The 13761-nt window shown below is 61.8% G+C and carries 13 protein-coding genes; 12 read left to right on the top strand and 1 reads right to left on the bottom strand.

Annotation, left to right across the window (positions count from 1 at the left end):
* Positions 1-58: 58 nt before the first annotated feature.
* From mutS to WB650_RS05005, 12 genes are all read left to right on the top strand, one after another.
* The gene (gene mutS / locus WB650_RS05060) at positions 59-2635 is read left to right on the top strand and encodes a DNA mismatch repair protein MutS (RefSeq protein WP_422304870.1); all 2577 of its coding nucleotides are present in this window, start codon (positions 59-61) and stop codon (positions 2633-2635) included.
* Between the two features lie 66 nt (positions 2636-2701).
* Positions 2702-3058, top strand: a complete 357-nt coding sequence (locus tag WB650_RS05055) for a type II toxin-antitoxin system RelE/ParE family toxin (RefSeq protein WP_422304868.1) — start codon at positions 2702-2704, stop codon at positions 3056-3058.
* Complete coding sequence (locus tag WB650_RS05050; protein ID WP_422304865.1) at positions 3055-3333, top strand: helix-turn-helix domain-containing protein; 279 nt, start codon at positions 3055-3057, stop codon at positions 3331-3333. The genes WB650_RS05055 and WB650_RS05050 overlap by 4 nt, the downstream gene beginning before the upstream one ends.
* Positions 3334-3433: 100 nt before the next feature.
* A complete protein-coding gene (locus WB650_RS05045; RefSeq protein ID WP_422304864.1) occupies positions 3434-4675 on the top strand; it encodes an N-acetylmuramoyl-L-alanine amidase family protein in 1242 nt (413 codons plus the stop codon).
* The gene (gene glnD / locus WB650_RS05040) at positions 4672-7422 is read left to right on the top strand and encodes a [protein-PII] uridylyltransferase (protein WP_422304863.1); all 2751 of its coding nucleotides are present in this window, start codon (positions 4672-4674) and stop codon (positions 7420-7422) included. The genes WB650_RS05045 and glnD overlap by 4 nt, the downstream gene beginning before the upstream one ends.
* The gene (locus WB650_RS05035) at positions 7419-8381 is read left to right on the top strand and encodes a tyrosine recombinase (RefSeq protein ID WP_422304862.1); all 963 of its coding nucleotides are present in this window, start codon (positions 7419-7421) and stop codon (positions 8379-8381) included. Before glnD ends, WB650_RS05035 begins: the two co-directional genes overlap by 4 nt.
* Before the next feature lies 1 nt (position 8382).
* Positions 8383-9045, top strand: a complete 663-nt coding sequence (locus WB650_RS05030) for a site-2 protease family protein (protein WP_422304861.1) — start codon at positions 8383-8385, stop codon at positions 9043-9045.
* Positions 9042-9800: a segregation and condensation protein A gene (locus tag WB650_RS05025; protein WP_422304860.1), complete on the top strand. Its 759-nt coding sequence runs from the start codon at positions 9042-9044 to the stop codon at positions 9798-9800. Before WB650_RS05030 ends, WB650_RS05025 begins: the two co-directional genes overlap by 4 nt.
* Before the next feature lie 25 nt (positions 9801-9825).
* A complete protein-coding gene (scpB, locus tag WB650_RS05020) occupies positions 9826-10500 on the top strand; it encodes an SMC-Scp complex subunit ScpB (protein ID WP_422304859.1) in 675 nt (224 codons plus the stop codon).
* A 36-nt stretch (positions 10501-10536) separates the two neighbouring features.
* Positions 10537-11706: a M23 family metallopeptidase gene (locus tag WB650_RS05015; RefSeq protein WP_422304858.1), complete on the top strand. Its 1170-nt coding sequence runs from the start codon at positions 10537-10539 to the stop codon at positions 11704-11706.
* Between the two features lie 32 nt (positions 11707-11738).
* Positions 11739-12548, top strand: coding sequence for an SDR family NAD(P)-dependent oxidoreductase (locus WB650_RS05010; protein WP_422304857.1), 810 nt, complete (start codon positions 11739-11741; stop codon positions 12546-12548).
* A gap of 52 nt (positions 12549-12600) precedes the next feature.
* Positions 12601-12831 carry a hypothetical protein gene (locus WB650_RS05005; protein ID WP_422304856.1) on the top strand — a complete coding sequence of 77 codons (231 nt, stop codon included), beginning with the start codon at positions 12601-12603 and terminating at the stop codon, positions 12829-12831.
* A 39-nt stretch (positions 12832-12870) separates the two neighbouring features.
* Here WB650_RS05005 and dnaB read toward each other — a convergent pair.
* The coding region (dnaB, locus tag WB650_RS05000) for a replicative DNA helicase (RefSeq protein ID WP_423959651.1) at positions 12871-13761 on the bottom strand (891 nt) is incomplete at its 5' end.

Raw genomic sequence — 13761 nt, 5'->3', positions numbered from 1 at the left:
AGCGAAATGTGGGCGCGCAGCCCTTGCTATTGCTATTCTGTGCCGCAACCGTTTTTCAGTGGCAGTCAAGCAAACACCCCTCATCGCGCAATATCTCAGCGTCAAGCAGCGCGTCCCCGACGCGATCCTGTTTTTCCGCCTCGGCGATTTCTACGAGATGTTTTTCGAGGACGCCGAAGTCGGCGCGCGCGTGCTCGATATCCAGCTTACGTCGCGCAACAAGGACGGGGTGCCGCTGTGCGGCGTGCCCTACCATTCCGCGGAACCCTACATTGCCAAGCTGCTGAAGGCGGGCCACAAGGTCGCGATCTGCGAGCAAGGCACTCCAGATCCAAAGACCCCGAAGCTGATGCCGCGGCAAATCGTGCGCGTGATCACGCCGGGCACTGTCGGCGAGGAAATGGTGCTGACGGCGGCCGAGAAGAGTTACCTGGTTGCGGTCACCGGCGCCGAGGGGATCGGATTTACGCTGGCGGCGCTCGACGTCTCAACGGGAGAGTTCCTGGCGACGCAGGTGCGCGAGGCTTCGACGCTGTGCGAGGAGATCGCGCGGATCGCGCCGCGCGAAATAGTAATCGCCGCCAAAGACGGCGAGTTGAGCGCGATGCTGAAAGACCTGAACTGCTCGCTGACGACACTCGACCACGAATCGTTCGGCGCCGAGAGGGCGACGGCGGCGTTCTCGAAACGTTTCGCGACGGCCGCCGCGGACCTGCACGAATCGATCGCGCACACGGCGGGGATCGCGCTGCTTTATGTCGAGGACACCTTCGGCCACGACCTCGCGCACATCGCGGCGCCGCGTCTCTACCGTATCGCTGAGTACATGGTGGTGGACGAGACCACCCGGCGGCATCTCGAGCTGATCGCGTCGACCGACGGCGCCCGCAAAGGATCGTTGCTGTCGATTCTCGACGAAACCCTGACCGCGGTCGGCGCGCGCACGCTGTGCAACTGGATCATCTATCCGCTGATGGCGCTCGACGCGATCCATGCGCGGCACGACGCACTCGAAGAACTTTTCGACGCTGACCTTGGCGGCCCGCTGGCGGAGTCGTTGAAGCGAATCGGCGACCTCGAGCGGCTGGCGGGACGAATCGGCGCGATGCGTGCGTCGCCGCGCGACTGTCTACGACTGGGCGATGCGCTCGGCGCCGCGGACTCGCTCAAACAGGGGATGAGCGCACTGAAGACCCCCCTCATCCGCGAGCAGGCCGCGCGAATCTCGCCGATTCCGGCGCTGGTCGCGCAGATCGCATCGACTCTGTCCGACGAGCCTCCTATCAATCCGCGCGACGGCAACGTGATTCGCGCAGGCCTGAGCGCCGAGGTCGACGAGTTGCGCAGTTTGGCGTCCGGCGCGCGTGGCGTGATCGCAAAATTGGAAGCGACGGAGCGCGAGCGCACCAGCATCCCGTCGCTCAAGGTCCGCTACAACAATATCTTCGGCTACTACATTGAGATCACGAAAACGAATCTCGAGCGCGTGCCCGCCGACTACGAGCGCAAGCAAACGCTGGTCAGCGCCGAGCGCTTCACTACGCCCGCCCTCAAGGAACTCGAGCGGAAAATCCTGACGGCGGAATCGGCGCTCAAGGAACTCGAACTTCAGATTTTCACCAAGCTGCTGCGCGACTTGCAATCGCACGCCGCGGCGATACTCGAAACCGCTCGCGCCGTTGGCGAATTCGACGCGGTGATGTCGCTGGCGAAAGTCGCGCGGCATCGCGGCTACGTGCGCCCGACTATTAACACGAGCCTGAGGATTCGGGTGCGCGACGGACGTCATCCGGTGCTCGAAGCCGGGATGCGCGCGGGCGAGTTCGTGCCCAACGACCTCGACGCCGAGCCCTACGCGCGTCAGATCCTGCTGATCACCGGCCCCAACATGGCCGGCAAATCAACCTATCTCCGCCAGGTCGCGCTGATTGCGATCATGGCGCAAATCGGCAGCTTCGTTCCTGCCGCCGAGGCGAGTATCGGACTCATCGATCGCGTGCTGACGCGAATCGGCGCGCGCGACGAACTTCGTCGCGGCGAGTCCACCTTCATGGTCGAGATGAGCGAGACGGCGCGCCTGCTCAAAGGATTGTCGGAGCGCAGCCTGTTATTACTGGACGAGGTCGGACGCGGCACCAGCACGTTTGACGGGCTCGCGATTGCGTGGGCCGTTGCCGAGTACCTGCACGATCAGACGCGCGCGAAGGTGCTGTTCGCGACGCATTTCCACGAGCTGACCGACCTCGCGCGCGAGCGTCCGCGGGTCAAGAACCTGAGCATGGCGGTCCGCGAATGGGGCGACGAGGTGATTTTCCTGCGCCGCGTGATCGAGCAGCCGGCGTCGCGAAGTTATGGCATCGAGGTGGCGCGCCTGGCAGGATTGCCCGATTCGATAATCACCCGCGCGCGCGAAATTCTCGCCAACCTCGAGCAGGGCGAGCTGGACGAAGCTGGGATGCCGCGAATCGCCCGCGACCGCCGCGCCAAAACCCCCGCGCCCCAGCTCGGCCTTTTCTCGCCCCGCGAGGAACGCATCGTCGATGAACTGCGCGCACTCGACATCGAGCGAATGACCCCGATGGACGCGCTGAACGCCCTCGCCCGCCTGGCCGCCCGCCTCAAGCAAGAGAGGTAGAAAGACAGAACGCGCCCCACGCGTTCTTGTATATTTTAAAGTACATTGTACTATAAGAGGTACAGGATGGGAGAAGATCCACGGCGCCGAAAAATACCGCTGATTTTTTTCTGCTTGCGACAAGGACAAGACCCTGTCCGAGAGTGGTTGAAGGATCTGCCGGAAATCGAGCGCCATGCGATCGGGAAAGACCTATTGCGGGCGCAATGGCGGTGGCCGGTAGGGATGCCGCTATGTCGCCCGCTGGGAAAAGGACTATGGGAGGTCCGCACGGACTTGCCGACGAAACATACGGCGCGCGTACTGCTCTGCCTTTACCGTTACCATCTGGTCGCGCTCCATGGGTTCATTAAGAAAACGCGCGCAACACCGGATGATGATTTGGCCTTGGCTCGAAAGCGTCAGAAGGAGTTGGAACGATGAGTAAGAAGCATATGGGTTCCAGTATCGATGACTTCCTCAAGGAAGAGGGAATCTTTGAAGAGGCACAAACTCAAGCGGTCAAGGAGGTTGTCGCATGGCAGCTCGCCGAGGCCATGAAAAAACGGAAGATCTCCAAGAACAAGATGGCCGCGCGGCTCAAGACAAGTCGCAGCCAGGTTGACCGCCTGCTTGATCCGAAAAGCGACATCACACTTTCCAGCCTGCAACGGGCTGCGGCGATGGTTGGTCGCAAGGTCTCAATCGAGCTGGTCTAGGGTGAAGCAAGAGCCGGACTAGGTCCGTCGCAATCGCCCAAACCGGCAGCTATTCTTGATTGCTGTGGGTAGGTTGCGGGTGACGCGGAAACTGACGGCCTTGGCAGTCGCCATTGCCACGATTGGTGCGATGGTCGTTCCGGTGCGCGCCAGTGTTCCCGCGTCGATACTGACCTCCGCGCGCATCGAGCATCGCGGGCTGACTCTCGAACTCCATTTCGGATTCAGCGGGCCCGTTCCTCGACTCGATCTCAGTACGCATGGCAACGAAATCTGGATCGCGCTCGGGCGCACTCGCATTGCGATTCCGCCGCGCCCGTTGTTCGGCTCCGAAACCGCGCCAATTTCGAGCGTCCGCGCCATTCAGTCTGACACCAATTCGCGAATCGTGGTCGAGGTGATTGGCAAATCCGACTATGCGGTCGCGCGGCTGCGAGACCGAAACGAAATAGTTCTGCGCGTCGCAACCACCGGCGCCGATCCGAATATCGCCGCACCGATTATCGTTCACAACTCGCCGCGGCGCCCTGCCCCACCGGTCGCGCGTCCTGTTGCGTTCGCGGCGGCGGAAAATACACGTCCTGTTTCTCTCGCGCAGCCGGTCGCGCCCACATCCATCGCCGTGAACGAGGACAGCGGTCAGGCGGGTCATTTTGTGATGATCGATCCCGGTCATGGTGGCTACGATCCTGGTACCGAGTCGTCCGCCGGCGTAATGGAGAAAGACTTGGCGCTCCAAATCGCGATGCGCTTGAAAGGCGCTCTGGAAACCCGCGGCATCCGCGCCGAACTCACGCGCTCGACTGACGTTTTCATCAGTCTCGCCGAGCGCACCCGAATCGCGAATAGCGCCGGTGCCGATCTGTTCGTCTCGATCCACCTCAACTCGAGTCCGAACACCGACGCCACGGGAATCGAGGTCTACTACCTGAACAACACTACTGACCGCGCGACGATTCGGCTGGCGCGGATGGAGAACGGCGGTGCGGATGGCTATGGCACCTCGAATGACTCCAACTTAAACTACATCCTGACCGACCTGCGTCAGAACTATAAGGCGATTGAAGCGTCCTCTCTGGCGAGGATGATCGATGCGCAGGCGGTCGCCGATCTCGACAGCGGACTTGGGCTGAACGTGAACGCGCTCGGAGCGAAGATGGGACCATTTTACGTGCTGGTCGGCGCACACATGCCGGCCGTGCTGGTCGAGTGCGGCTTCATGTCGAACGCCGCCGAAGCCGCGCGGCTTGCGTCGCCGCAATACCAGGACGTGGTGGCGGGCGCGACCGCGACGGCGGTGGTGCATTACTTCAACGGCGATCTCGCGGCGGGAGATTTGTGAGCCTCGTCACCGGCGCGAATCGCGTCGAGCCCGCCGCCTCCGCGATGTCTTCGCCACGCGGCGCGGACGCTCTGCTTGCGCAATTCGTCGCGAGCAAAACTCCGGGCGTCATTGCCCGCGCATATCTTCAATCGGTCCGCGCCGAGCTGGCCGAGCGTCATTTCGCGGGTGCGAGCGGCAGCGAGATCACGACCGCGATGACTGCGGCGATGGACGATCTACTGCGCGCGCTGTTCCGCTATGCGGATGCAGAGCATGCGAAGCGCGCTCCCAAGCTCAATCAGAAACTCGCGGTGGTCGCGCGCGGCGGCTACGGGCGGGGCGAGTTGAATCCGCAATCCGACATCGACCTGCTGTTTCTGCACGACTACAAGCGCGGCCCATACGCGGAAATCGTCACCGAAATAATTCTGCACGCGCTGTGGGACGCGGGCCTGATCGTCGGCCATGCCGCCCGCACGGCCAAGGAAAGCGTGCGGCTTGCGAACGAGGACCTGAAGGAAAAAACCGCGCTCCTCGACGCGCGCTTTTTGTGCGGCGACGAAAAACTCTACGCCGATCTGGATAAGCTGCTGATCGCCGAGGTCCTCAATCGCAACCAGGACAAGTTCTTCGCCACCAAGCTCGAAGAAAGCCGCAAACGCCACGCCCAGTATGGCGATTCGATCTACCTGCTCGAGCCGCAGATCAAGGAAGGCGAAGGCGGGCTGCGAGATCTTCACACCGCGATGTGGCTCGCCAAGGTCAAATACAAAGTTCATTCGCTCGAAGAGCTGGTGCAAAGGGCCGTCATCACCGAACCCGAAGCGGCCGAGGTGATCGAGGCGCGCGATTTTCTCTGGCGCGTGCGTAACTCGCTCCACTTTCTGACCGGGCGCCATTTCGATCAGATCACCTTCGAGATGCAGGAGCGGATCGAGCCGATCTTCGGCCTCAAGCCCGAGGAAGGACAGGCGGCGGGCTCCGCCTTGATGCGCGCGTACTACCAGCACGCATCGACGATCCATCGCTTCGCAGAAGGTCTAATCGCGCGCGTTACCGAGAACAGCGTCGGCGGAAGATTTTTTCGCCGTACACCAACCCGCAAGATTCGCCCCGGCGTGATCGTCCAGGGCACTCTGCTGAGCGTTGTACAGTCCGATTTTTTCGAACGCGATCCGCTCAACCTGATCACGATCTACGCGGATTGCCAGGCGCAGAACGTGAGCCTTTCGGGCGGCACGTATCAGTTGGTGCGCGACCATCTTGGCTTGATCGATGACGCGATGCGCCAAGACCCGCGTGTTGCTGAAGCCCTGATGACGATTCTGTCCGCACGACAACGCGTCGCCGAAACGCTCGAGGCGATGCATCTCTCGGGCGTGCTCGGCATGATCATCCCCGAGTTCGGCAATCTCTACGCGCGCGTTCTGCACGACCTCTACCATATCTACACCGTCGATCGTCATTCGCTGGTCGCCGTGCGCGAGCTCGAACGCCTGCGCACGGGAGAATTCAAGGATTCCACTCCGCTGCTAACCGAAGTTGCGCGCGAGCTACCTCATTTGCCGCTGGTCTTCCTCGCGCTGCTGCTGCACGACATCGGCAAGGGCCACGGCCATGACCATCATGAGCGCGGCGCCCGCCTGACCGCGGAAGTGTCGCAGCGCCTTGGACTGAACAGCGAGGAAATCGATCTGGTCGTTTTCCTCGTGCGCAATCACTTGATGATGTCGCAGGTCGCGCAGAAGGGTGACCTCGACGATCACACCACCGTCGAAGAATTTGCGCATACCGTCGGATCGATCGATCGCTTGAAGGCACTTTACCTGCTGACTTATGCCGACATGCGCGCGGTCGCGCCGAAGGTCTACAACAACTGGCGCGACATGTTGCTGAGCGATCTCTACCTGCGCGCACTCAAGGTGCTCGAGCAAGGCGATCGCGAGGCCGCCGATCCTGCGCGTCGTCTGGCAACCGTCAAGGCCGGAATCCGGCAGTACCTTCTCGCCACGGAGGCTCCAGAAGCTGACGTCACCGCTTTCCTCGCCGAGATGCCTGATCGCTACTTTTTCACCGTGCCGGAGGACGACATCCCGCTGCACTTCGATCTGATGCGATCGCTCGACGACCGCCCGCTGGTCTGCCGCATCCGGCATTTTCCCGAGCTCGAGTTCAGCGAGTTCATCGTCGTGACGCGCGACCAGCCAGGACTCTTCGCGATGATCGCGGGCGTTCTGACCGCCAACAATCTCAACATCCTGTCGGCTCGAATCACGACGCGCTCGAACGGTCTCGCGATGGACGTGTTTCGCGTGTCGCATCAGATGGGCGAGGCCTCGATGGCGCTCGAGGAGGACCGCTGGCTGCGGGTCGAGCATGATCTTGAACGCGTCATCACCGGCCAGCAGGATATCGCGGCGCTCGTCGCCGACGCGCATCACGTGCAGAGTGCCGGCCGCAAATTCGTCCGCCACGTGCCGACCGAGGTGACGGTCGACAATCGCACCTCCGAGCAGTTCACGGTTATCGACGTTTTCACTCAGGACCGCGTCGGCCTTCTGTTCGCGATCACGCACACGCTCTTCTGCCTCGGCCTGCGGATTCACCTCGCGCGCATTTCGACCAACGCCGATCAGGCGCTCGACGTTTTCTACGTGAGCGATAGCGCGGGCGGAAAAATCGAGGATCTCGATCGGATGCGTGAGCTGCGCGCCGCCTTGCTCGAAAAGGTCGAACAGAATCCGCGCGCAGGAGCAGCGTCGTGAGTGCAGCCGGCTGGGACGATCTGATCGATCGGCACTTGTCGCGCCAGGCGGTCGAGCGCGGCCTCAGCCGACATTCGATGGAAGCGTACGCACACGACTTGAGCCTTTTCCAATCATGGTGCCGCGATTCCGGCCTCGAACCCGCGCAGCTCGACGCCGCCGCGCTGACAGCGTACCTCGAAGCGCTGGCGGACCAGGGTTTCGCCGTCAGTTCGCAGCGTCGGCATCTCGCGAGCCTGCGCGGACTCGCGCGCGAGTTGGTGGATGAGAAAATCATCGAGCGCGATCCCGCGCCCGCCGTGAAACTCAGACCGCATCCGCGCAAACTGCCGCGAACGTTGTCGCCCAGCGATATCGAAAATCTTATCGGCGCCATCGACGCTCGCGATGCGCGCGGGCTCCGCGATCGCGCGATGCTCGAGATGGCCTACGGATGCGGTCTGCGAGTCTCGGAGCTGGTCGGTTTGCAATTGCATCAGGTGAATCTCGCGGCTGGCGCCGTCGTAGTTTTCGGCAAGGGCAGCAAAGAGCGGATGGTGCCGATGGGCGGCGCTGCGATTCGCGCGCTTAAGGCCTACCTGGAACGGCGCGACGAGATTCTGAATCCGCCGAACGACGCCAAGCGCGCCAATAAGAAAGTTACGCGCCGGGTTTCCGCAGTGTTCATCACCAGGCTCGGGCGCGCGATGACCCGTCAGGGCTTTTTCAAGGCCCTCAAAGGATGGGCCGCCAACGATCCGCGGCTCGCATGGGTAAGCCCGCATACGTTGCGGCACTGCTTCGCGACGCATCTGCTCGAGGGCGGCGCCGACTTGCGCGCCGTGCAGGAGATGCTCGGGCACAGCGACATCTCGACCACGCAGATTTACACTCATCTCTCAAAGAGCCACCTGCGCAAGGTGCATCGCACGTTTCATCCGCGCGCGACTCGTGCGAGCGCGGCGGAAGGTACGGACTGACTTGGACGATCTCAGCGGAACCGTTGCGACCATCTGTATCGTCGCGCCTGCAGTCATGTTCGCGATCATCGCGCATGAGGTGATGCACGGCGTGGTCGCGCTGCGTCTTGGCGACGATACCGCACTGCGCGCGGGACGTCTCACGCTGAATCCGATTTCACACATCGATCTCTTCGGGACGATTATCCTGCCGCTCGGATTGTATCTCTTCGGCCTGCCCGTGCTCGGCTACGCGAAGCCGGTCCCCGTCGATTTTCGCGTGCTGCGCGGTGGCCGCAGCGGGATGCTGAAAGTCGCGGCCGCCGGACCGCTGACGAACTTCGTGCTCGCGATCCTGAGCGGACTCGCGCTGCGCGTGTTGCCCGCGTTCCTGCACGGATCGCTTGGCACCACCGTCGTCGTACCGCTGGCCCGCATGCTGCAAGCGTCGATGATCGTCAACGTCGAGCTGGGTGTCTTCAATCTATTTCCGGTGCTACCGCTGGACGGCGGGCGCGTGTTGTTCAGTCTGCTGCCGATCGCCGCCGCGCGCGCCTACGCACAGACCGAGCGTTACGGCTTCCTCATACTGATGGTGCTGCTGTATATGCATTGGCTGGATCTCGCGATTTACCCGGTGATGAACCTGGCGTTCAATGCGATTACGTGGGTGGTGCAACTGTGAGCAACCAAAACGAAGCCGGCACGCCGCCCAACCTCGGGGCCGACGGCGGCGTCCGCTTCCGGCTCCCGATTTACGAGGGCCCGCTTGACCTGCTGCTGCATCTGCTCAAGCGCGCCGAGCTCGACCCGCATGAAGTCACGGCCAGCGTTATCACCGAGCAGTACCTGGCGTGGCTCGAGCTGCTCGACCAGTTGAACCTCGACGTCGCCGGTGAGTACCTGGTGATGGCGGCGACGCTGCTGCTGATCAAGTCGTTCGCGATGCTGCCGCATCCGGAGCTGGCCGACACCGAAGAAGCCGAGGAGCTGAAGCGCGACCTGGTCGAGCGGCTGCTCGAATATCAGCGTTATCGCGAGGCTGCCGAGAAGCTCTCCGAGCGCGCTCTACTTGGCCGCGACGTTTTCACCACCCCCGGCGAGAGCGCGCCCGAAGATGCCAATGCCAAGCAGTATACTGTTTCGATTTTCGATTTGGTCGAGGCGATCGGCGCCGTGCTCAAGCGCGTCGCGGACAAGACGCCGCGCAAAATCGAGCTGCGCGATATACCGGTTGCGGAATGTATCCCGCGAATTCTGCGGGCGCTGGAAGGCGCGGGACGAATCCCGTTCACCGCGCTGTTCGACGATGCGAGCGATCGATCGCTTGTGATCGCGACCTTCATGGCGCTGCTCGAACTAATACGCCGGCGCGACGTTCGCGCGTTCCAGGAAGAGCGCTTCGGTCCGATTTTTCTCGATCGCGGCGCCGCGGCATGACGGAGGCTGAGTGGAAGAAGAGCGATTGAAATCAATTCTCGCGAGTTTGTTGTTCGCGGCCGGCGAGCCCGTCTCGATTGCGCGCCTCGCCGCCGTCTTCGACGACATGCCCCGCGCCACCGTTCAAAAGGCGCTCGCCGAAATGGCCTCGCAGTATGCCGCCGAAAACCGCGGCATCGTAATCGACGAAGTCGCTGGCGGCTACCAGATGCGCACGCCCAAGGATCACGCCGGTTACGTTCGCAAGCTGCTCGCGGCACGGCCGCCGCGTCTCAGCCGTCCGCTGATGGAGACGGTCGCGATAATCGCGTATCGGCAGCCGATCACGCGCCCGGAGATAGAACAGTTGCGCGGGGTCGACACGGGCGGCGTGCTCGAAACGCTGCTGGAAAAACGACTGGTCAAAATTGCCGGCCGCAAGGAAGCGCCGGGACGTCCGATGGTCTACGAAACCACGCCTGAGTTCCTCGAGTTGTTCGGACTCAAGGATATCGAAAGCCTGCCCGACCTCTCCGAGTTCCGCGAAATCGAGCGCGCCGTCGAGCAGGCGAACACAGGGCCGGTCGAAGGCATCGAAACACATCCCGAAGATTCCGCCGTGACGGCGGAGCCGTCACCGCACGAGCCTGACGCGTCAGAGGCGCCAGCCGAATCCGGGCCTGTGACACCTGACGACAACGAAAACGAAAACTCGCACTGACCTTCGTCCGCTCTCGACATTTGGAGAAAGAGACTGATGCGCCGATATCGACTGCTGATTTTTGTCGCGCTGACTTCGTTTGCGTTCGCGGTACCGTCGTTCGCTCAGCCGTCAACCGCGCCGGAGAATGACCCCCTTTACATGCGGGTCGTCGCAACGCCGTATCCGCCCGAAGCGCAAATCCTCGACGGCGCCGGTCATCGCCATTCGGCCTACGAATTATACGTCACGAATTGGGGCAAGACGCCGCTGAAGATCACCAAGCTCGACGTGAACGGAAAGGACGACGAGAAAATTGTCGCGACCGTGTCCGCCAGCGGCAAGCAACTGGCCGCGATGTTCGTGCCTGCTACCGGCGACGGCGCCAAGCCTAACGATCCTGCGCTGAAGCCGGGAGAGACCGGAGTCTTCTTTATTTTTGTCGATTGGCTTCCCGGCCAGGACGATCCCGACACGTTCGATACCGCGATTACGATCGAGCAACACGGCGAGCGCAGCGGCTCGGGGACAATTCATACCGCCGCTCTCGATGTAAATCAGGACGATCCGATTGTGATTCGCTCACCGCTGAGCGGCAAAAATTGGCTCGCGGCTAACGCTCCATCGAACACGTCGGCGCATCGCCGAGCGATGCTGCCGATTAACGGTCAGCCGCATATCGGCCAGCGCTACGCGATCGACTGGATTCAGCTCGGCGACGATGGCAAGTCGTTTAGCGCTGACGAGCACGACAACAAGAGCTATCACGCATGGGATCAGGAAATTCATGCGGTCGCCGACGGCAAGATCGTCGAGGTGAAGGACGGCATCCCTGAGAATATCCCGAACAGCGGCAAGCTCGCCGTGCAGATGACCTACGACACACTCGCCGGCAATCACATCATTCAGGAGCTGAGCGAAGGTCACTACGCAGCATACGCGCATCTGCGGCCAGGCTCGATCAAAGTGAAGGTGGGCGACACCGTTCACGCGGGCGACGTGCTGGCGCATCTCGGCAATACCGGCAATTCATCGGAGCCGCACTTGCACTTCCAGGTCTGCGACGCGCCGTCGTTCCCGGCCTCGGAGGGCCTGCCGTTTGCGATCGATCAGTACACCTACGATGATTACAAGATCGACAAATCATCGACGCCGGCGCTGACGGTCAAGTCATCGCATCCGATGACGAAACAGGAGCCGATGGAAGACGAGCTCGACTCGTTCTAGTCGAAATCATCGACAGACTTGAGGAGGTGACGATGGAAGACGTCAAAGGCAGGACCGCCTTCATAACCGGAGGAGCGCGCGGGATTGGTCTGGGAATCGGCCGCGCATTTGCTCGCGCAGGGATGAAACTCGCGATTGCGGATATCGATCCTGATTCGCTGGCGGCGGCGAAGTCCGAACTCGCGAAGCTCACCGCGGTCGAGACGTTTAACCTCGACGTGCGAGACCGCGAGGCCTACGCGCGCGTCGCCGACGAGGCCGAGGCGCGCCTGGGGCCCGTCTCAATCCTGTGCAACAACGCCGGAGTCGCCGCTGCGACCCGTCTCACCTACGAATTCTGGGATTGGATGCTGGGAATCAATCTGAACGGCGTGATCAACGGGATACAGACGTTCCTGCCGCGGATGCTCGAGCGAGGAGGCGGCGGGCACATCGTCAACACGGCGTCGGGCGCGGGACTCGCCGCGGAAGGCAGCGGCCTTATGTACAACACGTCGAAATTCGCGGTGGTCGGCATGTCTGAATCGTTGCGCCGAGACCTCGAGCCTAAGCAGATAGGCGTAACCGTCTTATGCCCGGGCCCTGTCGGGACCAACATCGTCGGGAACAGCCGCATCACGCAGCCAGCCGCGAGGAACGCGGAAGAGGCTAAGACTTGGGAAGCGATAACCGAGCAAGTCACAGCTGTACTGGCGCGCGGTGTTGCTCCCGACAAGGTGGGCGAGATGGTGCTGGCGGCAGTGAAGGAGAACCGGCTCTATGTCCACACCGACCGCGTGATGGAGAAATATATCAAGGCACGAACCAAGGCTCTGCTCGACGCGCTGCCGCCGGCCAAATAGTCCGAACGAGTCGGCACCGAAACGCCAAGACTGCGGAAGCGAGGGATCGCCAATGAAAATCAAAACGCCTCTGGTAATCATGTTCGAAGAAGAAGGTACGGGTAATGTGCTTTGTCACCTGCACCCTAGCGAAACGTGTGGGGACTATCGGGGCTATGCTCTGTTAGTGAGCGATCTCGTTCGAAACGTAGCGAAGTGCTTCGACGTGGAAGAAGATCAGGTCTGGGATTGGGTAGATAAAGAACGCAACAAAGCCACTACTGAAATCATCCGTCGCCAATGATGCGGGATTTCAAAACTGAGACATTACCGAACAATCATTCTAGACGCCGGTATCCTCGAACACTCCGGTCTCCGGGGTGTAGTTCTCGAAGCGGGTGTAGTTGCTGATGTAGGTCAGCTTCGCGGTGTCGGTCGGGCCGTTACGCTGCTTGGCGACGATTATCTCGGCGACGCCGGGCTCCTTACTCTCTTTGCCCTTGTACATTTCCTCGCGGTAGATGAACGCGATCACGTCGGCGTCCTGCTCGATCGCGCCCGACTCGCGCAGGTCCGCCAGCATCGGGCGCCGATTCTCGCGCGACTCGACCTGACGATTAAGCTGTGACAGCGCGATCACCGGAACCTTGAGTTCTTTCGCCAGCGCCTTGAGCGATCGCGAGATTTCCGCGATTTCTTTTTCGCGCGACTCGCCCGGCCGCGCCGATCTCATCAATTGCAGGTAGTCGACCACGATCAGTCCCAAGTTCTTGGCGCGCTCGCGCTTGAGCCGCCGGCATTTCGCTTTGAGCGTGATCGACGTGGTGTCCGACGAGTCATCTATGTAGATATTCGACTCCGAGAGCCGCGCCGCCGCCTGCGCCAGCTTGGGAAAATCGCGCTCACCCAAAAATCCTTGCCGCGCGCGAGCGCTGTCCACCCGCGCCTCCGCGCATAGCATGCGCAGCACCAGCTGCTCCTTCGACATTTCCAGCGAAAAAAACGCGACGCCCATCGGAGGGTCCGCGTCCATCGCGGCGTAGGCTGCAATATTCAGCGCGAGTGCGGTTTTGCCCATGCTGGGACGGGCCGCGATGATCACCAGGTCCGACGGCTGAAAGCCCGCCGTGATTCGATCGAGATCGATGAAGCCGCTCGGCACGCCGGTGATCATCTCGCGGTTTTCGTACAGCCGCTCGAGGATCTTCAGCGACTCGCGCGTCAGCTCCGGCAT

The organism is Binatus sp. (SeqCode), from assembly GCF_049584895.1.
Taxonomy (GTDB): domain Bacteria; phylum Desulfobacterota; class Binatia; order Binatales; family Binataceae; genus Binatus.
Note: the sequence above shows the minus strand (reverse complement) of the source record. Positions and strands in the feature narration are given on the sequence as shown.